Origin of the sequence: Burkholderia sp. Ac-20365 (genome assembly GCF_017104715.1) — a bacterium.
Classification (GTDB): domain Bacteria; phylum Pseudomonadota; class Gammaproteobacteria; order Burkholderiales; family Burkholderiaceae; genus Paraburkholderia.
Genome location: NZ_JAAGPI010000012.1, coordinates 140,110 through 161,471, shown reverse-complemented (window position 1 = coordinate 161,471; position 21,362 = coordinate 140,110). Strand labels below are relative to the sequence as shown.

General features: G+C 59.9%; 21 protein-coding genes. 18 read left to right on the top strand and 3 right to left on the bottom strand.

Features of this window, described 5'->3' with window-relative positions:
* Positions 1–19 precede the first annotated feature (19 nt).
* A complete protein-coding gene (locus tag G3O01_RS22115) occupies positions 20–403 on the bottom strand; it encodes a tautomerase family protein (RefSeq protein WP_205807394.1) in 384 nt (127 codons plus the stop codon).
* A 179-nt stretch (positions 404–582) separates the two neighbouring features.
* Between G3O01_RS22115 and G3O01_RS22110 the strand changes: the two genes are divergently transcribed.
* The 10 genes from G3O01_RS22110 (at position 583) to G3O01_RS22065 (ending at position 10,583) form a co-directional block, all read left to right on the top strand.
* Entirely contained in the window at positions 583–1,047 is a 465-nt protein-coding gene (locus G3O01_RS22110; RefSeq protein ID WP_205807392.1) for a MaoC family dehydratase, read from the top strand.
* Between the two features lie 94 nt (positions 1,048–1,141).
* Positions 1,142–1,717 (top strand): TetR family transcriptional regulator, encoded by a 576-nt coding sequence (locus G3O01_RS22105; RefSeq protein ID WP_205807390.1) that lies wholly within the window; start codon positions 1,142–1,144, stop codon positions 1,715–1,717.
* A gap of 380 nt (positions 1,718–2,097) precedes the next feature.
* Positions 2,098–3,045, top strand: coding sequence for a dihydrodipicolinate synthase family protein (locus tag G3O01_RS22100; protein ID WP_205807388.1), 948 nt, complete (start codon positions 2,098–2,100; stop codon positions 3,043–3,045).
* 31 nt (positions 3,046–3,076) lie between these two features.
* Entirely contained in the window at positions 3,077–3,874 is a 798-nt protein-coding gene (locus G3O01_RS22095; RefSeq protein WP_205807387.1) for an enoyl-CoA hydratase-related protein, read from the top strand.
* Between the two features lie 58 nt (positions 3,875–3,932).
* On the top strand, positions 3,933–5,114 hold the full coding sequence (locus tag G3O01_RS22090) for a CaiB/BaiF CoA-transferase family protein (RefSeq protein WP_205807385.1): 1,182 nt from the start codon (positions 3,933–3,935) through the stop codon (positions 5,112–5,114).
* Between the two features lie 43 nt (positions 5,115–5,157).
* Positions 5,158–6,123 carry a tripartite tricarboxylate transporter substrate binding protein gene (locus G3O01_RS22085; protein WP_205807588.1) on the top strand — a complete coding sequence of 322 codons (966 nt, stop codon included), beginning with the start codon at positions 5,158–5,160 and terminating at the stop codon, positions 6,121–6,123.
* A gap of 43 nt (positions 6,124–6,166) precedes the next feature.
* Positions 6,167–7,246 carry a Gfo/Idh/MocA family oxidoreductase gene (locus G3O01_RS22080; RefSeq protein ID WP_205807383.1) on the top strand — a complete coding sequence of 360 codons (1,080 nt, stop codon included), beginning with the start codon at positions 6,167–6,169 and terminating at the stop codon, positions 7,244–7,246.
* Between the two features lie 35 nt (positions 7,247–7,281).
* Positions 7,282–7,776, top strand: coding sequence for a tripartite tricarboxylate transporter TctB family protein (locus G3O01_RS22075; RefSeq protein ID WP_241024150.1), 495 nt, complete (start codon positions 7,282–7,284; stop codon positions 7,774–7,776).
* Between the two features lie 3 nt (positions 7,777–7,779).
* Positions 7,780–9,372 (top strand): tripartite tricarboxylate transporter permease, encoded by a 1,593-nt coding sequence (locus G3O01_RS22070; RefSeq protein WP_205807381.1) that lies wholly within the window; start codon positions 7,780–7,782, stop codon positions 9,370–9,372.
* Between the two features lie 128 nt (positions 9,373–9,500).
* Complete coding sequence (locus G3O01_RS22065) at positions 9,501–10,583, top strand: LacI family DNA-binding transcriptional regulator (RefSeq protein ID WP_205807372.1); 1,083 nt, start codon at positions 9,501–9,503, stop codon at positions 10,581–10,583.
* Between the two features lie 36 nt (positions 10,584–10,619).
* On the opposite strand, the gene G3O01_RS22060 is transcribed toward G3O01_RS22065, so the two are convergent.
* Entirely contained in the window at positions 10,620–11,519 is a 900-nt protein-coding gene (locus G3O01_RS22060; RefSeq protein ID WP_205807370.1) for a LysR substrate-binding domain-containing protein, read from the bottom strand.
* Positions 11,520–11,720: 201 nt separating this feature from the next.
* On the opposite strand from G3O01_RS22060, the gene G3O01_RS22055 reads away from it, so the two are divergent.
* The 7 genes from G3O01_RS22055 (at position 11,721) to G3O01_RS22025 (ending at position 18,695) form a co-directional block, all read left to right on the top strand.
* On the top strand, positions 11,721–12,845 hold the full coding sequence (locus tag G3O01_RS22055; RefSeq protein WP_205807368.1) for a mandelate racemase/muconate lactonizing enzyme family protein: 1,125 nt from the start codon (positions 11,721–11,723) through the stop codon (positions 12,843–12,845).
* A gap of 93 nt (positions 12,846–12,938) precedes the next feature.
* Entirely contained in the window at positions 12,939–13,742 is an 804-nt protein-coding gene (locus G3O01_RS22050; RefSeq protein WP_205807366.1) for an enoyl-CoA hydratase-related protein, read from the top strand.
* Positions 13,684–14,871 (top strand): Gfo/Idh/MocA family oxidoreductase, encoded by a 1,188-nt coding sequence (locus tag G3O01_RS22045; RefSeq protein WP_205807364.1) that lies wholly within the window; start codon positions 13,684–13,686, stop codon positions 14,869–14,871. The genes G3O01_RS22050 and G3O01_RS22045 overlap by 59 nt, the downstream gene beginning before the upstream one ends.
* Before the next feature lie 59 nt (positions 14,872–14,930).
* On the top strand, positions 14,931–15,761 hold the full coding sequence (locus G3O01_RS22040) for an ABC transporter permease (RefSeq protein ID WP_205807362.1): 831 nt from the start codon (positions 14,931–14,933) through the stop codon (positions 15,759–15,761).
* Positions 15,762–15,803: 42 nt separating this feature from the next.
* The gene (locus G3O01_RS22035; protein WP_205807360.1) at positions 15,804–16,607 is read left to right on the top strand and encodes an ABC transporter ATP-binding protein; all 804 of its coding nucleotides are present in this window, start codon (positions 15,804–15,806) and stop codon (positions 16,605–16,607) included.
* Positions 16,608–16,655: 48 nt separating this feature from the next.
* Positions 16,656–17,645, top strand: coding sequence for an ABC transporter substrate-binding protein (locus G3O01_RS22030; RefSeq protein WP_205807358.1), 990 nt, complete (start codon positions 16,656–16,658; stop codon positions 17,643–17,645).
* 51 nt (positions 17,646–17,696) lie between these two features.
* The gene (locus G3O01_RS22025) at positions 17,697–18,695 is read left to right on the top strand and encodes a 3-hydroxyacyl-CoA dehydrogenase NAD-binding domain-containing protein (RefSeq protein WP_205807347.1); all 999 of its coding nucleotides are present in this window, start codon (positions 17,697–17,699) and stop codon (positions 18,693–18,695) included.
* A gap of 64 nt (positions 18,696–18,759) precedes the next feature.
* On the opposite strand, the gene G3O01_RS22020 is transcribed toward G3O01_RS22025, so the two are convergent.
* Positions 18,760–19,986 carry a porin gene (locus tag G3O01_RS22020; RefSeq protein ID WP_205807340.1) on the bottom strand — a complete coding sequence of 409 codons (1,227 nt, stop codon included), beginning with the start codon at positions 19,984–19,986 and terminating at the stop codon, positions 18,760–18,762.
* A 488-nt stretch (positions 19,987–20,474) separates the two neighbouring features.
* On the opposite strand from G3O01_RS22020, the gene G3O01_RS22015 reads away from it, so the two are divergent.
* Entirely contained in the window at positions 20,475–21,341 is an 867-nt protein-coding gene (locus G3O01_RS22015) for an ABC transporter permease (RefSeq protein WP_205807338.1), read from the top strand.
* Positions 21,342–21,362: the final 21 nt, after the last annotated feature.

Genomic DNA, 21,362 nt, shown 5'->3' with positions numbered 1-21,362 from the left:
GCGTCCTTTACCTCTGCAATCACTGCGCGTATTGCGCCTCACCGTTGCCGAACGACCAGTTCTCTTTAGGCACTTCAACGAGACTGATGAAGAGATCTTCGCGCCGCAGACCGACGCGCGCGTGCAGGCCTTCGCTCAGCGCCTTGTAAAAGGCCTTTTTCAATGTGATATCGCGGCCCGCATTCAACGTGAGTTGCACGATGATGCACTGGGGCGAACGCTGGATGCCGAGATAGGTCGGATCGGCGATGAAGTCGCCGGGCTTGTGCCCGTTGATCACCATGAAGCGGTCGTCGACCGGCACGTTCATCGTGGTGGTCATTGCCTTGTAGACCTCGTCGGCGACGGCGCTGCGATATTCGGCGGACTGGCCTTCGGCGAGATCGATACGTACGAGTGGCATGAAAATTTCCTTGAATTGAAGTCGATGCTGATGCGCGACGCCGCGCGTAAAGCGGTTGCCTCGCCTCTTCGCGCTCGCCATCGCTTGTCAAAAATAAATGTTGAGCGTAATTTATTCTATGTGTGTCGCGGCGCGTTTGGCAAGCGTCGCAATGATCGGAGCATTGACAGGAGGGCAATATGAGCGAGAGCAGCCGCGCCAGCGCGGAAGTGGTCTATCTGGAAGATCTCACCGTCGGAGCGGTGTTCACGAGTTCGGAGCACAAGCTCGACGTCGAGCAGATACGCGAATTCGCGCAGCGTTTCGACCCGCAGCCTTTTCATCTTGACGATGAGGCCGCCAAAGATACGTTCTTCGCTGGACTGGCTGCGAGTGGCTGGCACACGGCTGCTATCACGATGAGGCTTCTCGTTGAGAGTCTGCCGTTTGCGGAAGGTGTGATCGGCGCGGGAGGCGAAATCACATGGCCGCGTCCAACGCGTCCGGACGACGTTCTGCACGTCGTGAGCACGGTCATGGAAATCGCACCATCGCGATCCAGGCCAGACCGTGGAATCGTCGTCGTGCAAAGCGACACATTGAACCAGCATGGCGAGCTATGCCAACGGCTGGTCGCCCGTCTCCTGGCATTCAGGCGTGCCTGATATCCTGGAGATAAAATAACGTTCAATCAACCTTTAATGTGGATCGGACGAAAGTCTTCTTCCCACCCTTGGCGTCGCAACAGGAGGTGTTTTCGTGGGACGTTCGAATCGCGAGCAAGCGGACACGAACCGGCAGAAGATCGTCGATCAGGCCGACGCGGCCGTGCGCGGCGGCGGCGTCGCGGCCGTGAGCATTTCCGACATCATGGCGCGCGCGGGCATGACGCAAGGCGGCTTCTACAATCATTTCGAATCGAAAGATGCGTTGATCGCGGAAGCGTGTTCGTCCGGATTTGCGCGCTCCGTGCTCAACTGGAAAACGAAGGCGCGGCCGAAGGGGCAGTCTGTTGTTGGCGCGTTGAAACGGCTTGTCGCGTACTACCTTGCCAAAAGGCCTGTCGAGCAGGGTTGCCTGGTGGTGGCGCTCGGGCAGGACGCGGCGCGGCATCATGCGAGTCCGGCGCTGCATGACGCGTATCGCGAGGGTGTCGATGAACTCTTCGCGACGTTCAAGGAGGTTGCGCGCGCCGATCCTTCGTCGACGCTCTCCGAGGATGAAATGACGGCCGCGTTTGCGGCAATTGTCGGAGCGAACATGCTTGCGCGCGCGACGGGTGACCGGCAATGGTCTGCGGGCGTCGAAGCGTTTTTTGCGGCGCGGTCGCGCTAGCTGACGGCACCGTCGGCGGGTGAACCGACGACGGTCATATCTCTCTCCCTCTTGCTGGTCGTTCGGTTCGCGATAACGGTCTGATCGACCTGACCCTCGCTTCTCCCGCAGAAACCCCGAAAATCGAACGCGCGTACTCCGCGTCGACCGATGTTTTAGTCATCATTCGCTCCACCCGCCGCCTCCGGCTTCCCAGATAAAGCGCTTCCCAATATTCACGTTAACCCTCTGCAAACAAGCCTTGACCTCAAAAGAAAGCGCTTTCATACTTGACTCCAATGCAGACAGGATTCTGTGCTGACACCCACTCGTGCCGGGATAGCTCGATGGTGAATCCCGCGCAACGGGCCGGACAACCGTTGAACAAGGAGTCGTCGATCATGAGTCAAAGCTTGGGACAAGGCGTCGTTGCTGCTCCCGTTCTCCCGTTTCATGAAAACGGAGACATCGACTGGAACACGCTCGATCGCTATATCGCGGAGGTGGGCGCGGCCCAGCCTCGCGCGGTCGCGATGAACATGGCGCTAAGCGAGGTGAGTTCACTCGAAGTCGACGAGCAGATCGAAGTCATTCGCCGCTGTCGCGCCGCGCTCGGCGGCTCGGTCACGTTTCTGTCGGGCATCAACGCGACCCATACGTCGGCCGCCGTCACGCTCGCGAAACGGTTCGAAGACCTGGGCGTGGACGGTCTCGTTCTCTTCCCGCCGATGCCCGCTTTCGTCGGCACGCCTTCGCTGGACATGGTGGTCGACTTTCACGCAGCGGTGGCCGATGCCGTGAAGCTGCCCATGCTGGCATTTCAGAACGTGTTCAGCAAATATCCGCCGGGCACGATCAAGTCGCTGTCGAAGATTCCGAATATCCAAGGCATCAAGGATGCGTCGTTCGATGTCGAGCAGACCAACGAGAACATCAAGGAAGCAGCCGAAGCCGAGCGGCGCATCGGCGTACTGACGGGCAGCGACACCTTTATCCTGGAAGCGATGTTGATGGGTTGCGACGGCGCGCTGATCGGCTTCGCCGCGACCGCGACAGCCGAGATCGTGAAGATGCAGAAATTCGCGGCCGAACGAAAGGTCGAGCAAGCCTATGAAATCTGGTTCCGGCTCGGACCGCTTGCGCGCGCCTGCTGGCGCACACCGTTGCGAGACTATCGCGTTCGCACGAAATACGCGCTGATGAAGCAGGGCGTGTTGCCCAATATGAAAGTGCGCGCGCCGCTGACCACGCTCACCGAATACGACCGCAAGAACATCGACGCGATCTTCGACCAGCACGACCTGTTCGATGCCCGATTCCGTCCGGGCGGCGCGAACTTCACGCGCTGAAACCATGACGAACCCTGAGCGAGGAGGCGTTGTGCACTACGGGGATCCAGAAGACGCACGGTTCATCGAACGCGAGCGGGTGGGGGACCACATACTCGTCGTTCGCATCAACCGGGTGGAAAAGCGCAACGCGCTCAGCAACCCGATGGTCGTCGAACTGGGACGTGTACTCGACGACGCGAAGCAGGACAAGCAGATCCGCTGCGTCGTGATAACGGGTGGCGATGCGGTGTTCTCGGCAGGCGCCGACATGAAGAACATGCTCCAGTACGGCGTAGTGGACGTCGTGTCCGATCCCCGCAGGATCGACGCATGGAACACGATCTCGACCTTCCCCAAGCCGCTCATCGCTGCGGTGAACGGTGTGGCTGTCGGAGCGGGTAACGAACTCGCGTTGTGCTGTGACTTTATCGTCGCCGGAGCGAATGCGAGCTTCGGTCAGCCCGAAGTGCGCAACGGCGGGCTGGCGGGAGACGGCGGCACGCAGCGCCTGCCGAGAAAGATCGGTACGCAGATGGCGGCCTACATGCTGTTGAGCGGCGAAATGATCGACGCGCAAACCGCGTTGCGAGCGGGCTACGTGCTCGAAGTGTGCGATCCCGCGGAGACCGTCGCGCGTGCCATCGCGATCGCGCAGACGATTGCCGAACGTTCGCCCGTGTCCGTTCAGCTGACCAAGGCATGCATGCAGGAGGCGGTCGGCGCGAGCGCGTCGAACGGACTCGCATTTGAACGCGTCGCGATGTTCCGCAACCATCGTTCACGCGACAGGCAGGAAGGACTCACCGCATTCAAGGAAAAGAGGCGTCCGATTTTCACCGGCGACTGACCTCTCACGCAATTCACATAGAGATCGATACGTCTCTTATCGGTTCCAGGAGGAAGTGGTGCTACTCAACTCAATGAAGGTAGTGAGCTTTTGTCATGTTCTGCAAGGTCCAGCGTGTACCCAGTATCTCGGCGACATGGGCGCGAACATCATCAAGATCGAACCGCTTGGTGGCGAGCGTTCGCGTCGGTGGGCGGGAGCGGACATGGGCGGGGCGAGCGGACTGTATCTGTCGGCGTTCCGCAATAAAAAGCTTTTCGCAGTCGATCTCAAATCGCCCGAAGGCCGCGAAGTCGTGCTTTCGCTGATCGAACAGGCCGACGTGGTGGTGGAAAATTTTCGCCATGGCGTGATGACGCGACTCGGTCTCTCATTCGAAGACATCAAGAAGCGCAAGCCCGACATCATCTACGCGAGCGGCACGGGTTGGGGCAATGCAGGACCGATGCTGGCCCGCGAATCGCAGGATCTGATCATTCAGGCGCGCACAGGGTTGATGAGCGCGACAGGGCACCGTCACGGCGAAGCGAAGGCAGTCGGTTCGGCTATCGTCGATCAGCATGCGGGCGCGCTGCTCGCGATGGGAATAGTCGCCGCGTACGTGAAGAAGCTGACGACAGGTGAAGGCGGTCGCGTAGAGAGTTCGCTTTTCACGGCGGGCCTCGATCTGCAGACCGAGCCGCTCACCGTCTATATGTCGGTCAGGCCGGGCGCGCAGACCATGAACCGCGATCCGCATCTCGCCACCTGGTATCACCACGCACCGTACGGTGTGTATCGGCTCAAGGACGGCGAGATGGCCGTCTCGACGAATCCTGTCGGCAAGCTCGCCGAGGCGCTCGACAGCCCGGAACTGCGCGAACTGCAGCAGCTCGACCCGTACAAGGATCGCGATCACATCGCCGCTACCTTCGCGCGCGTGATGGCGACCAGAACGTATCAGGAAGCTGCCACCGCGTTCGACAGGCTCGCGATCTGGTACGGACCCGTGCACGACTTCGACGACGTAGCGGACGACCCGCAGGCCGCTGCAATGGACGTGTTCCGCAAGGAGGATATCAACGGCCGCAATGTGACGCTCATCAACCATCCGATCCGCTACGACGGCCAGGTGCCGCCGCTCAGGATCAAAGGGCTGAGCGTGGGCGAACACACGCGGGAGATTCTCGCTGAACACGGCTACAGCCAGGAAGCAATCGACGACCTGATCGAAAGAAAGGTTGTCGGTTCTCCCAGCTGAACCCGTTCGACGAAAAATATAAAGGAGACACACCGTGAAGAGCATGCGGAGAGTTTGGCTTGGCGCATTAATGGCGTTGAGTGTCGTGTCGGGTACGGTCGCCGCACAGACGTACCCCGAGCGGCCGATACAGTTCATCATTCCGTATCCGCCCGGCGGCGCGTCCGATGTGATCGCGCGCATCCTCGGGCCGAAGATGTCGACCGCGCTGGGGCAGGCTGTGGTGATCCAGAACCGGCCCGGCGCGAATGGCAACATCGCGACAGACGACGTGGCGCGAGCGAAGCCCGACGGCTACACGATCCTGATGGGCAATGTCGGCCCTAATGCCATCAATCCCGCGATCTACAAGAACGTCAGGTTCGATCCGATCAAGAGCTTCGCGCCCGTCGTGCAGACGGGCAATGTACCGATGGTTGTCGTAGTCAACGCTGCATTGCCCGTCAAGAACATGCAGGAGTTCCTCGCCTATTTGCGCAACAGCAAGGAACCGCCCATCTTCGCGACAGGCGGCATCGGCGCCGCGACGCATCTGACGTCGGGACTGCTCGAGGTGATGGGCCACATCAAGCTCACACACGTTCAGTACTCGGGTGACGCGTTCACGCTCAACGACATGATCGGCGGACACGTGATGATGGGCATCGTCACGTTGCCGGCCTTGCTGCCGTTCATCAAGAACGACAAGCTGCGCATCCTCGCGGTGACCACTGCGAAGCGCACGCCGAAACTGCCCGACACACCGACGATCGCGGAATCCGGCATTCCAGGCTTCGATTCGGCATCGTGGGGCGGCGTGTTCGCACCGGCGGGAACGCCCGCACCCGTGATCGACAAACTCAACTCGACGCTCGTCACGATCCTGAAAGACCCCGAAGTGTCGGCGAAGCTCGGCCAGCTCGGCGTCGACATTGTCGCCAACACGCCGCAGCAGTTCGGCACGTATCTGCAGGGCGAAGTGCAGAAATGGGGCGGCGTGGTCAAGCAGACGGGCATCTCCGCAAACTGATGCGGCGTCTATTCGCTGACGCTCTCACGGACAACTCGAGAACATGAAACGTATTCAACTGGCGATCATCGGATGTGGCTGGGCGGGCGATATCCATGTCGAAGGTCTTCGTCCTCTCGCAGACCGCATCGTGGTGCGGGCATGTGTCGATCCCAACGCGGCACGCCGCGACGAATTCGCCCGACGTCATGGCATTCCCGTCCAGGCCGCTTCGCTCGCGGATGTGCTCGCGATGAAGGACATCGACGCCGTCGTGATCTGTACGCCGCCCGTGCTGCATCACCCGATGGCCGTCGAAGCGCTCGATGCACATAAGCACGTCATCTGCGAGAAGCCGTTGACCAGTTCAATGGCACTGGTGGATGACATGCGCGCGGCTGAAGCGCGTTCGAACGCGCGCCTGATGCCGATCTTCCAGTACCGCTTCGGCAATGGTGCGGAAAAGGTTCGACGCGCAATCGCATCGGGTGCGGCGGGGCGGCACTTCGTCACCACGGTGGAGATCGCGCGAACGCGCGGCGCCGACTACTACAGGGAAGCCTGGCGTGGAAAGTTCGCGACGGAGCTTGGCGGTATCTGGGTGACGCAGGCCATTCACATCCACGACCTCGTCTATTCGCTGCTCGGTCCCGCTGTCGCCGTCACGTCCTTCAGGGATACGCGTGTGAATCCCATCGAAGTGGAAGATTGCGGCGTTGCATGCCTGAAGCTGGCGGATGGATCGCTCGTTTCCGTCGGCGCGACGCTGGGGTCGGTGGGCCAGCAAACGCGTATCCGGATGTGCTTCGAAAACGTGACCTTCGAGCGACTGGCTAATCATGACCTCGAGCGCATTGCCGATGATCCGTGGATCGTGCTGCCAAGAAGCGAGCAGGCGAAACACGCACTCGACGCGGCCATGGCGCAAGAGCCGGATGGCTTCAGCTACTTCACGCGGCAATACGAACTCTTTTACGAGGCGATCACGTCGGGCACGCCTTTCCCGGTTTCGCTCGACGACGCGAGAGCATCGATCGAACTCGTGACGGCACTGTATCTGTCGGCGCAAAGCGGTGAGACGGTGAGTCTGCCCATCACGCGCGACCAGCACGGATATCACGGATGGACGACCGAAAGCGTCTGACGATGCTCTTGGCCTGTTCGACAGGAGACGGACTGATGAAGACCCTATTGAGGATGTCGCGTGACCAGCTAGGTGCGGCGTTGCTGATGGTGCTCGGCGCGGGCGTGACGGTCGGCGGCCTGTCGTTCCATATGGGAACGCTGACGGAGATGGGCTCGGGATTCATTCCCGTTGTGCTGGGTGTGCTGATGGTGTTTATCGGCATCGCCATTCTCGTGACGGAGAAGAGAGACGGGCACGAAGCAGCTCACGAAGAGGCGCACGAAAAAGTGCACGAAGCAGCGCATTCGTCAGCGCCCCAGTGGCGCGGCTGGTTCTGCATTCTCGCGAGCATCGCCATTTTCGTTGTGCTCGGAACGTATGGCGGCCTCATTCCCGCCACCTTCACGTCGGTGCTCGTCGCCGCATTGGGCGACAGGCAAAACACATTGCGCGATTGCATCCTGCTTGCGGTGGCTGTCACCGTGTTCGGCGTCGTCGTATTCGGATACGGACTCGGACTGCAGATGCCGCTTCTCGCCTGGGGTTGAACGATGGAACACAGTATCGTCGATTTGCTATACGGCTTCGGCATTGCGCTGCAGCCCGGTAACCTGATGTGGTCGTTCTTTGGCGTGCTGGTCGGCAACCTGATCGGTGTGCTGCCTGGCATGGGCGCATTGACGACCATTTCGATGCTCTTGCCGCTCACCTACGTGATCGCGCCCGTGCCGGCCATTCTGATGCTGGCGGGCATCTTCTACGGTTCGCAATATGGCGGCGCGATAGGGGTGATCCTGCTGAATCTGCCGAGCCATCCGCCGCATGCGGTGACCTGCCTCGACGGCTATCCGTTGACGCAGCGTGGAAAGGGCGGGTCGGCGCTGGGTATCACGATGATGTGCTCGTTCTTCGCGGCATCCGTCGGCATTCTCGTGATGATCTTTCTGTCGCCGTTGCTGGTGAGCGTAGCGTTCAAGTTCGGGCCGCCGGAACTGTTCGCGATCATGCTGATGGGGCTCGTCGCCGGCGCTACGATGTCGCGCGGCTCGCCATTGAAGGGCATAGCGATGACGCTGTTCGGGCTCGTGTGCGGCGTGGTAGGCACCGATCCGACGAGCGGCGCGATGCGCTACACGTTTGGATTGCCGGAACTGTCCGACGGCGTGGATCTGGGCGCGTTGTGCATGGGCCTCTTCGGTGTCGCCGACTTTCTGTCGAGTATCAACCGCACGCACATGCAGCCCACCACCGCACGGGTCCGGATGTCGGAAATGCGCCCGAGCTGGGCAGAGATCAAACAGTCGTTCAAGCCGATGCTGCGCGGGACGTTCATCGGCACGTTGTTCGGCGCCATGCCGGGCACGGGGCCGACGATCACCACCTTCATCGCGTACGCCTTCGAGCGCAAGGTGTCGAGAACGCCGGAGCGCTTCGGCAAGGGCGCAATAGAAGGCGTGGCGGCGCCCGAGGCTGCGTCGCATTCGAAGACCCAGGTCGACTTCATTCCGACGATGAGTCTCGGCATTCCCGGCGATGCGGTCATGGCGCTGCTGCTGGGTGCGCTGATCATCAAAGGCGTGCAGCCCGGCCCGCAACTCATTACCGAACATCCGGACATCTTCTGGGGGCTCATTGCGAGCTTCTGGATCGGTAACGTCCTGCTCGTGCTGCTCAACGTGCCGTTGATCGGCGTATGGGTGCGGCTGCTGCAGGTGCCGTATCGTTTCCTGTATCCCGCCGCCCTGTTCTTCATTGCTGTGGGTGTTTACAGCACGCACAACAGCTTGTTCGAAGTCGGCGAGGTGGCCGTGTTCGGTGTGATCGGCGCCGTCTTTCTGGCGCTGAAGTTCCCCGTGTCGCCCATTGTGCTCGGCTTCGTGCTCGGACCCATGCTCGAACAGAACTTCAGGCGTTCGATGCTGCTGGAACGCGGCGACCTCGGCGCGCTCGTGACAAGACCCATCTGCGCTACGTTTCTTTCGATCAGCGCATTGCTGATTCTTGTCCAGTTCGTGTCGTTCGTACGGGCGCGGATTCGTGCAGGTCAGGAGCGACGCAACGACGGAAAGAATTCGCGCGAAACGATCCGTCAGGATTCGTTGGCGGAAGTACGGGAGGCGGTGGCGCGACATCAAGGCCACTAAGCTGAAATGACGGCGGCGAGGCGTCTTGCACAGAGCGTTGAAACACGGAATACGGCGGATGGGGCGCGTTATAATTTGTGTTCATCCGCATTCGCGCGGAGCCTGTTAGATCATTGCCAGGGCGATCCATGAGGACGAAAGCCGCTGAAAAGCCGGTTGCCATCAAACGAATCCGAAAAGCAGGCGCGAATCCAGTGCGCCTGTCGGATGTTGCCCAGCTTGCGAAAGTGTCGCCGGCTTCCGTGTCGCGTGCCTTCAACGATCCTGAGCTGGTCTCCGAGGACGTCAGGCAGCGCGTGATGCGCGCGGCCCAGATGCTGAACTGGGTGCCGAATGGCGCCGCCAAGGCGCTGGCATCACTGCGTACGCGCACTATCGGGGTGCTGATCCCTACACTTAGCCATCAGAATTTCGCGGACCTGATAGAAAGCTTGCAGCGGCAGTTGGGCAAGGCGCAATACACGCTCATTCTCGGCTGCATCGAGCCGGATCCGGACATGCATCTGCAACAGGCGCGAAAGATGGTCGAGCGTGGCGTGGACTGGATGGTGCTGGTCGGCGAAGCGCAGCCGCCCGCGCTGATCGAATTGTTGAAGTCGCACAACGTGCCGTTCGTCGTGACCTATACGAACGGCCGTGATTCCGACAATGTCTGCATCGGCATCGACAACTACGCCGCGGCCGTCAAGCTGACCCAGCATCTTCTCGATCTCGGTCATACGCGGTTTGCAATGCTGGCTCACCAGTTCGATGTCAACGACCGGATTCAGCAGCGTATCGACGGTATTCGCGACACCCTCGCCAATGCGGGATTAGGCATCCGGCCTCAGCATGTGGTGCGGGTTGATCGCAAACACATTGCGAGTGCGCGTGAGGGCATGCGTGAAATCATGGCGGACGAACGCGGCCGGCCAACGGCTGTCGTCTGCACGAACGACTATATCGCCACGGGCGCGATTATCGAGGCCGGCGCGCTCGGTATCGTGGTTCCGCGCGATCTCAGCATTGTCGGTTTCGACGATATCGACACCTCCGCGCATCTGAGTCCGCCGCTCACCACTATTCACATTCCCGCCAAAGAGATGGGCGAGGCCGTCGCCCAGTACATTCTCGATTCGATTCGCGGCGTGAAGACGCTGAACATTCCCGTGCTCGCAGCCGATCTGATCGTGCGCGGCAGCACGGCGGCGCCGCCGGAATCATCGCGCTAGTGTCTTTTTGCGCGTGCGTGGAGCGGTCGACCCGCTTCACGCGGTTGCGTGCTCTCTCGCCCCGGTTCTGAACAGCGGCATCGCCGCCGCAAGGAACGCGTCGGCAAGCGGCGATTGAAGCGACGAGCGCTGCCACATGATCCCTACGGTACGCGACGGACACGGCTCGGGCAGGCTGTGGCGGGCGAGCCTGGTGTCCAGCGAGCGGGCGAACGTCCAGTCGGGCAGCACCGAGACACCCAGACCTTCCGCGACGAGCCGCGCAATCGGCTCGATGCCATCAAGTTCGAAACGCACCCGTGGCCGCACGTCGATACGACGCAAATAATCTTCCGCAAGCTTGCCGCCCACGACGTTGCGGTCGTAGCGGATATAAGGGCGCTCCCGGAGCACCTTGACCGGATCGGATACGGGCATGCTCGCCGAGGTCAGCAGGATAAGCGGCTCCGTTCTGAGGGTATGCCACTCCAGGGTTTTCGGAAGCTCGAATAGCGGGCGCACCATCAGCGCTGCATCGACATCGCCGTTTATCAGCCGCGAATAGAGTGCCGTTGACGGCGCCGGCTCGATAAACACCTCGATATGCGGATGGCGCTCGATCCACGACTTCAGGATCAGCGGGACCATTTCCAGTAACGCGGACGGTGTCGCACCGAGACGCAAGGGCCCGGCGGGAAGATCCGTTTCAGTCGCGGCCGATCTGAGTGCGCGCACGTCCCGCAGTACCGTGCGGGCGTGGTCGATGATTCTCTGGCCCGCTATCGTCGGTTTGACGGTTCTGCCTGCTCGCACGGTGAGCGGCGTTCCCAGAATGTCTTCGAGCGCCTTGAGCCGCTGGGCGATCGAAGCGGGCGCCAGATCGAGATGGCGCGCGGCTTCGGCAATCGAGCCCAGTTCCACCACACAGAGGAAGCTCTGAAGAAATCGGGAATCCATTCAGCTCACCGAAAGTGAGATATCGCTGGATCCATTGTAGTTGAGAAAGCGCTTTCTATGACATTTTCGATGCCGCGAAAACACGGAATTTGTGAGTTCTGAAGGCGGGTCGACGCGGTTGTTCGGGGTAGGGGTGACGACCACAATTCGTCTGCACACATCGCTCTCATCATCGCCGGATGAACGTCAGAGGAAGCCCAGATGCCCAAAATCTCAGCCATCGAAGTCTGTACCGCCTGCGTGCCACTGGATCGCGCCACGTCGTTTTCCAACCGGAGCGTCACAACGCGCCACTATGGATTGATCAAACTCCGTGCGGACAACGGCGCGGAAGGTATCGGCTTCTGCTATATCGGCAGTTCTGCGGGGCGCATCTTCAACGAGATCGTCGCCGCGATCCTCGCGCCGGTCGTGCTGGGCCGCGAGTCGAACGAGGTCGAGAGCATCTGGTCGTCGATGTACCAGGAGTCCCTGTTGCAAGGGCGCGCGGGCGTCGTCATGCGGGCCATCAGCGCCATCGACATCGCGATCTGGGATATGAACGCCAGAACGAGTGGCCTGCCGCTGCATCGCTATCTGGGGGCTGCGGCATCGAACTCCGTGCTCGCTTACGCGAGTGGTGGCTATTACCTCGATGGCAAGACCGACGGGCTGCTCGCGGACGAAATGGCGCGCTACGTCGAGCTCGGCTTCCGCGCGGTCAAGATGAAGACGGGGCGCTTTTCGCCGAAGGAAGAGGCGGCGCGCGTGCGTGCCGCGCGCGAGGCGATCGGGCCGGATGTCGAACTGATGCTGGACTGCAATAACGCATGGCTGGATCTGACGCAGGCACTGCAGTATGTGCGTCGCTTCGAAGAGTTCGAGCCGTACTTCATCGAAGAGCCGTTTTCTCCCGACGACATCGAAAACCACGCGCGGCTCGCGCAGCGCACGCAGGTTCCCATCGCCACCGCCGAGATCGCCTACGGCCGCTGGTATCACAAGGCGCTGCTGGATAGCGGCGGCGCGTCCATTCTGCAGACGGACGCAGCCGTGTGCGGCGGCATTACCGAATGGAAGCGGATTGCGGCCACGGCGTCGAGTTACGGCGTCGTGGTGTGTCCCCACTGGTTTCACGATCTGCACGCGCCGCTGGTCGCGGCGACGCCCAATGCGCGCTACGTGGAGCTCTTCCCGGACGACCAGGTGCTGAATTTCCGGCGCCTGCTGGATCGTCAGCTGGAATTCAGCGACGGGCAGGCGTTGCTGCATCAGGAAGCCGGGCTCGGCTTCGGTTTCGACGAGAAGCAGGTGCGCAAGTACGGCGTGTGGGAAACAGTCGATTGATACTGACGCGCGTTGTCGGGATGGTCCTGAGTTGACACGTAAAAGAAAGCGGTTTCATACTCGGGTAAAGCAGTTTCGATCAGGAGACAAACGATGAGCCTGGGCAGCCTTGCAGAGGGAGACAGCCAATTCATCCAGTCGGCGGAAGCGTCGAAGCATGTGCGGCTCGTCAGGATTGCGCGGCCCGAAAAGCGCAACGCGATGACCAATGGGATGGTGATCGAAATTGGACGGCTGCTGCGTCAGTTCAAGGATGATCTCGACGTTCGATGTGTCGTGATTACGGGTGACGAGACGGCTTTTTCCGCAGGGGCGGACTTGAAGAACATGCACAAGTTCGGCTCGGCGGCCGTCGTGAACGATCCGCGCCGTGCTGCCGCGTGGGAGGAGATCGAGCGGTTTCCTAAGCCACTCATTGCGGCCGCCAACGGCTACACCTATGGCGCCGGCAACGAACTTGCGATGTGCTGCGATTTCGTCGTTGCAGGCAGCAACGCGCTGTTCGGGCAACCCGAAGCGAAGACAGCGGGCATGGCGGGCGACGGCGGCACGCAGCGTCTGCCGCGCAAGGTCGGACCCGCCATGGCCGCCTACATGCTGATGACGGGCGAGCCGATTTCCGCGCAAACCGCGAAAGAACTCGGCTATGTGGTCGAAGTTTGCGAGCCGTCGCAGACGGTAAACCGGGCGCTGGCAATCGCCGAAATCGTTGCGATGCGCGGACCATTGGCGGTGCAGGCCATGAAGGCGTGTTTGCGCGTCGCGACGGGCGCAACGCATGAGAACGGCATTGCCTTCGAACGGATGATGGTGGTGCGAAACCAGTCCACGTCGGATCGTGCGGAAGGTCTGGCAGCGTTCTCCGAGAAACGCGCGCCGAAATTCACGGGCCTTTGATGATCGCCTTCTTGAGGACGAGCCGATGACCACCGCCATGCTCAACGTTGCCATTGTCGGTTGCGGATGGGTGGCCGACTGGCATGTCCGGGACGGCTTCGCGCATTTGCCGGACCGCTTTCGCGTGATCGCGTGCTGCGATAGCGATATGGAAAAGGCGGCAAGCTTCGCCGCCCGGTACGAGATTCCAAAAGTGTCGGGCAATTTCGACGACATCCTCTCGATGCCTGATGTCGATGTCGTGGTGATCTGCACGCCGCCGTCGCTGCATTACCGGATGATCATCAGTTGTTTGAGAAGCGGAAAGCACGTGGTGTGCGAAAAGCCCTTTGTCGCGTCGCTCGCCGAGGTCGATGCAGTGATCGCCGAAGAGGCGCGATCCACTGCGCGCGTGATGCCGGTTTTCCAGTACCGGTTCGGAAACGGTCTGGCCAGGGTGAGGCATGTGATTCGTTCAGGGCTTGCAGGCAGGCATTTTGTATCGAGCGTGGATACGGCAAAGCGTCGCGACGCCGACTATTATCAGGTCGCGTGGCGAGGGAAGTTCGCGACGGAGCTTGGCGGCGTGCTGCTCACGCAAGCCATTCACATTCACGATGTTCTTTTATGGCTTCTCGGTCCGGTAAAGGCAGCCACGTGTTTCAAGACGACGCGTGTAAACCCGATCGAAGTCGAAGACTGTGCAGTCGCCAGCCTTCAGATGCAGGACGGATCGCTTGCTTCGCTTTGCGCGACGCTCGGGTCGGCCCGGCAGGTGACGAGACTTCGATTGTGTTTCGAGAACGTGACTTTCGAGCGGGTTGGCTATGACGACGATTCGTCGCGTCCCGCCGAGGAACCGTGGACAGTGATTCCGCGCACGCCGGAGATGCAGCTGGCAATCGAAGAGAAGATGGCAGAACTGGCGCCAGCATCCAGCTGGTTTATTCGGCAATACGAGCTCTTTTATGAGGCGCTTGCGACAGGAACGCCATTCCCGGTCACGCTGTCCGACGCACGCGCATCCATTGAGCTTGTGACGGCATTCTTCGAATCGGCCGAGTCGCGCAGCGTCGTCGAATTTCCAATCGACGCGACACACCCAAAATATAACGGATGGTTCGAGAGGCAACGTGCCCCAGCAGCATGAGTGGGTCGTATAAAACGACTATCGGCGAATAGTCGATCTCTTATTGCGGAGACAGCATCGTGCATTCACACAGAAAGCTTTTGAAGCCGTCGTCATGGGCGACAGGCGGAGCCGCTGCAAGGAAGAAGTCCAGAGCGACGATTTCCGCGAGTCTTTATCCGATCGTTGCAATAGCCTGCTTCTTTGTGTTCTGGGAGGGCGCGGTTCGATTGCTGCATATTCCCTCGTATCTTCTGCCGATGCCATCGGAAATCTTCACGGAGATCTACGACAACGCCGGCGTGCTGGCGCGCAATGGACAGGCGACGCTCGTCGTCATTGTCACATCGTTCGTCGCGTCGGTGCTGGTGGGTGTGCCACTTGCGCTACTCATTTCGTTCTCGTCGTTTGCAAGGCGCGCAATTTATCCGCTAATCGTCTTTTCGCAGATGATCCCAAAGATCGCCATTGCGCCGCTATTCGTTATCTGGTTTGGATTTGGCTTTACGCCAAAGTTGTTGATCGCGGTACTGATTTCGTTCTTTGCCGTGGTCATACAGTCGATTGTCGGGTTCACCTCGTTGAGTCCGCAGCCCGTTCGCGTCGCCCGGTCGATGGGTGCCACGCCGCTCGATCTTTTCTTCAAGGTTCGGCTTCCGCATGCGCTGCCCAATATATTTGCCGGTCTGAAAATGGCGATGGCGTCGTCGGCGATTGGCGCCATTGTTGGCGAGTTCATCGCGTCGCAGCAGGGCCTGGGCTATCTCGTTCTCGTGGCCAATGGCCAGATGAACACGAAACTGGCTTTCGCCGGCATGCTGATTCTCAGTGTGATGGGCATCGTTCTCTACTTTCTTGTCGAAGTGGTCGAACGTCTCGCGACAGGCTGGCGCAGCGTGCAGCGCAACTGATCCCGCGAACACGAAGGACTGGAACCCAGACGGAGACATGACATGCAACAGGTGTTCGAGGCATCGAGGAAATCCGGAACTCAGGTATCGATCGACCGGCTGAAGAAAATCTACCCGACTCACGATGACGATCTTCTGGCGCTGAACGAGACATCGTTTTCGATCGCCAAAGGCGAGTTTGTCTCCGTGCTCGGTCCGAGCGGATGCGGAAAAAGCACGTTGCTGCTGATGGCGGCGGGGCTCGAGCGTGCGTCGTCGGGAACGGTCACGATCGGTGGGAAAGTGGTTGAGAAGCCTTATACGGATATCGGCATCGTGTTTCAGGAACACGCGTTGTACGAATGGCGCACGATACTCGATAACGTGATGTTGCAGGCGGAAATCCGCCGGTTGCCGAAAGACAAACTCGAACAACGCGCCTATGAGCTTCTCGAGCAAACCGGGCTAAAGGAATTCGCGCACAAATATCCAGCGGAACTGTCTGGCGGGATGCGCCAGCGTGCCGCGATTTGCCGGGCGCTCGTCCACGATCCTTCCGTTCTGTTTTTCGACGAGCCCTTCGGTGCGCTCGATGCATTGACGCGCGAGCAAATGCGGATCGATCTGGAGAAGATGTGGCTCGAACGACGTCCGACGGTGCTTTTCATTACTCACGGCATTGCCGAAGCGGTCGCGCTTTCGGATCGCATCATCGTCATGACGCCGCGGCCGGGTCAGGTCGATGAAGTTCTCGCCATTGATCTTCCACGGCCTCGCAACAAGGAAGTACTCAAGAGTCAGCGGTTCTCCGACTACTGCGACCGGATAACCGAGAGCTTCATGCGCCGCGGAATCATCAAATACTGAAGCGCGGTACCACCAAAGCGCCCACACAATGAGGCCGAGGAGACGATCATGATTTCACGGAGAGATTTTATTGCGGGTTGGGCGCTATCGGCGGCCGGGTTGCTCATTGGAGGACGGAGCGCGAGCGCCCAGCAGCTTGAAAAGGTGACGTTCCGTTTCAACTGGTCCTGGGTCGGAAATTACGCACCTGTCGTTCTTGGCCGCGAACGCGGTTACTTCAAGGAACTCGGTATCGATCTCGAGGTGGCGCAAGGCAAGGGTTCCGGTGCCACTGCGCGGCAAGTGGGTTCGAAAAACGATATGTTCGCGTGGGTCGATACGGGTGCAGTCATGGCCGCTCGCGCGCAAGGCATTCCCATCATCGAAGTCATGACGGTGGCAAGGAGCAATCTCGGTGTGCTCTGGATCTCGGGTCGCGGGCTCGAAGTTAAAAATGCGCGCGATCTGATCGGCAAGAAAGTATCGGCGACACCGGGTGACGGCAATAGCCAGATCTGGCCGGCCGTACTGGCAGCAAACAGGATGAAAGCGAGCGATGTCGAGATGGTGTACCTCGACGGCACGGCGAGTCTCGCAGCATTGCGAGAAGGACGTGTCGACGCTTCCTTCGGCGGTGTGTCGGATCAACCCGTCACGCTGCGCGCCAACGGCTTTAATGCAAAGTCTTTGACCTATGCGGAACTCGGCGCGCCCACGCTTGGCTCGGGCGTCATTACGCACATCGATACGCTGAAAGAGCGGCCCGAACTGGTACAGAAGGTCGTCAAGGGTGTGCAGCGTTCATGGGCTGCCGCGCTCAAGGAACCGGACGCAGCGGTGGACGCACTCATGAAAGTCAGCGAAACGCCGTTGAACGTGAAGGTGATTCGCGATGGTCTTCACGTCTTTCAGGGTTTGGCGACGAATACGACGCCGACGGGATATATGAATCCAGCCGATATGGAGAAGACACTCGATATCATGAAGACCTATGCCGGCGTGAAGACGGATTTGCCGGCAACCGCGTTCTATACGAACCAGTTCATCAAGTCATCCTGAGTCCGGCAGTGGGAAGGCGTGTCTGCCTGTCATTCAACCACGGAGCATTGCATGCACAGTACCCAAACGAGTCCGGTGAACCCGGTTGGAAAGTCGATCGCCGTTGTTGGCGGCGGCACGATGGGTGCCGATATCGCCGCGAGTTTCGTGGCTTGCGGCTGGCATGCTCATATCGTGAATCCGCGCGACGGCATGCTCGAATCGATGCCGCAGCGTCTGCAATCGGCGTTGGAAAAACTGGACAGGCCTTTCGAACCTGAACGCTTTATTCATCATGAAGTGTTGCAAACGGTTCCGTGGCAAGAAATCGATCTGGTGATCGAGGCGGCGCCCGAACAACTCGGCATCAAGCAGGAGATCTTCGCGGAACTCGAACGGCTGGCCAGGCCCGATACACCGCTGTGCAGCAATTCATCGGCGATACCGATCAGCAAGATTGGCGAAGGGTTGAGCACGCGAGCACGCATGCTGGGGACACATTACTTCATGCCTGCACACCTGGTTCCCGCCGTGGAGGTAGTCTGTTCGACTCACACGGATATCAGCGTGGCGGATCGCGTGGCTGACTTTCTCAAGAGCGTCGACAAGGTGCCGGTTCGCGTGAAACTCGATATCCCCGGTTTTCTTGCGAACCGGATTCAGCATGCGCTTTCCAGAGAAGCGATCAAGCTCGTCGAACGCGGCATCGCCACGCCGGAAGATGTCGACAATGCCGTCCGGTATGGCTTCGGCTTTCGCTATATCGCAGCGGGACCGCTGCTTCAGCGCGATCATGCGGGACTTGATATCCATTGCGCCGCGGGCGCGACGATCTATCCGGACCTTTGCAACGACGATGTGCCGAGCCGATACATGAGCGAACTCGTCGAAAATGGAAGCGTCGGCATGAAAGCGAAAGACGGCTTCTATCAATGGACGCCCGAACGCGTGCAAGCCGAGAAAGCGCGCTATGAAAAAGCGTTGCAGGGCGCGCGGGCAATCCTCGCGCAAGAGCAGGAACGCGATCCACTCGAAGTCAACGTGCCGCCGTCATTCCAGCGCAATCAGTAATGAAAGAGTGCGCCGGACAAAACGCGGCGGCGTGCAGCCGCCTGATCGCCCGGCGCATTCTGCTTTAGAAACGATGCACGATCCCAACACCCACGCCCACCATACTGCGCGATGAAGAAGGCGACGAATTGAATCCGTCGCCGATCGTTGCCGTCGCATTGATGATGTGCGTGCCGCCACCCGTCGCGTTCGGCGCCAGCGTCTGCCCATTGGCGCGCTGATACGCCTCCAGTGCATAGATGCCCGTGCGCTTGGACAGCGTGTAGTATTCGGACAGAACGGCCTGCTGATACTGTGCCGAACTCGCGATGCCATTGGCTTTGGACGCACGCGTATAGCTATAGCCTGTCGCGAAGTCCCATGCCGGAAGCGGCTTCCAGTGCAACACGATGCCGCCCGTATTCCAGACCGCTTCGTCATGGAAGGCGGAGCCGATACCCGGCGTGTACTGCACGTTCGAGTACGTCGCGGTGATATCGAACTGGCTGTTGAACGTGTAACCCGCGCCGACTGCGAAACGCTGCTGCGATTGCGCCGTCTGGTAGCCATTCGTTACCGCCGAGATGCCCGCCTGTGCCCCTGCGTTCGATGTCGTCGAATCGGTGCCGAATGCGCCGCCGTTGGCCGTCGAGTTGTTGATCTTCGAGAAGACCACGGCGACGCCGACGGGGCCTTGCGCGTACTGAACCCCCGCGCTCCACGTCGAGCCCTGATACACGCTGCCGGGCACGCCTGCAAACGAATACGAGCCGCTGAACTTGAAGCCGTACAGCGTAGGCGATGTGTACAGCAGGGTGTTGTTCGCGCGATAGATGGTGTCCATGCCATCCAGGTCGCCCGGATGCGCGCCAAAGAAACCGGTGAGCCATGTCGTCGGGCTGTACGCCGAGAGTAACTGGTAATACGACGCGTACTGCCGGCCCGCTGTGAGAGAGCCGTATGTGGTGTTCGCGATGCCGACGAATGCCTGGCGGCTGAACATCACGTTGCTCGTCGACATCGTGCCGTTGTTGGCGTTGTATCCCTCTTCGAGCGTGAAGATCGCTTTGGTGCCGCCGCCCAGGTCTTCGGAACCCCTCAGGCCGAAGCGGCTGCCCGCCCACACGCCCGTGATCATCTTGAAGGCCGAGTGGCCACCCGTGGTTGAGCCGAGCGTGGTCGAACTCGACTGATACCCGATCCCCGTATCGACGATCCCGTAGAGCGTCACGCTGCTTTGCGCGAACGCGGGAATCGTGATGAGGCCGGCGCCTGAAACGAGAAGCTGCCTGACGACTGGTTTGATCTTCATTGCGGCTGTGTCTCCTTGATTGGCACGCAGGACTTGAAGTCCATGGCTTGTGATGACCTGCGAAGTCTTCGCCTGACTCAGGTGGCGCTCTTTCTACGTGGTGACGCGCGCGACTTTCAGTTTGCATGTCCGCCCACGCCCGCGATTCGGCTTCGCTGGCGAAACAATACATGAAAGCGCTATCATGATTCAATAACGGACGTCAGAAGGTGATTTAATCCACGATTGACGACGTATTTTCCTTCTTTCGTCGACTTGCTTGCAGTTTGTAAAAGATAGCGATTTCATTCAGCCAAACACAACCGAATGCATCTTGTAAGGGCAATCCCCTGGATGCTTTCCGTTCAAGATGGAATAAAGTTCAATCTAAGAATGACGTAGCATCTTGGTGTGATGATAGGGAATGGAGACGCCATTTCGGGCGTCTCGCTGCTCCCGTCAGGGTGTCGGCAGGCCTGCATCGCACTACCCATATAAGAGGAGACGAGATGTCACTGAAGCTATCATCGCGGCAGGTGGATGAGCTGCGCGGCCCCGACCCCGGACAGCCCGCTTTGGCCGGGAAGCCCAGAACGAAGTCGTCTCCGGGCATGCGCAAGCTGAAGCGCGTTGGGTGGAATCTGCTGCCGCCGCTAACCTTTGTCGCCATCATCGCCATCTGGGCGGCGGTGGTGCGGTTTCTCGAGATTCCCGCCTATATCCTGCCCGGACCAGGCCTCGTGTTCTCCCGTCTGATCGAGGAGGCGCCGCAGCTTTGGCACAACTCGCTGGTCACCATCACTGAGATCTTGTGGGGCTTTGGCCTCACGATCCTGACTGCCATTCCCCTTGGACTGGTCATCGCGCTGTCTCCAATCGCGAAGCAGGTGGTGTATCCGCCGCTGATGTTCCTGCAACTCGTCCCGAAGATCGCCGTTGCACCGTTGTTCCTCGTGTGGCTCGGCTTCGGCATCGAATCGAAGATTCTGCTGACGGTATTGATGACGTTCTTCCCGTTGCTCCTTGCGAGCATCAGCGGGTTTCAGATTCTCGATAACCGCCTTCTGTACCTCACTAAATCGATGGGTGCCAGTTCCTGGCAAACCTTCCGTTATCTGCGCCTGCCTGCCGCATTGCCTGTGATCTTCTCGGGCATCAAGACATCGGCAACCATCGCGGCCACGGCTGCCATCGTTGCGGAGTTCGTTGGCGCCAACAAGGGGCTTGGTTACGTGTTGCTGCGTGGTACCAGCACGCTGGATATCGGCCTGACGTTTGCGGTCATTGCGGTGCTGACGGTGATTGGCATTGCGATCAATTACCTCGTCGAATTTGCGGAGTGGGTCATGACACCGTGGCAGCGCAGCAAGCAATAACGCAAGGAAAAGCACGACTAC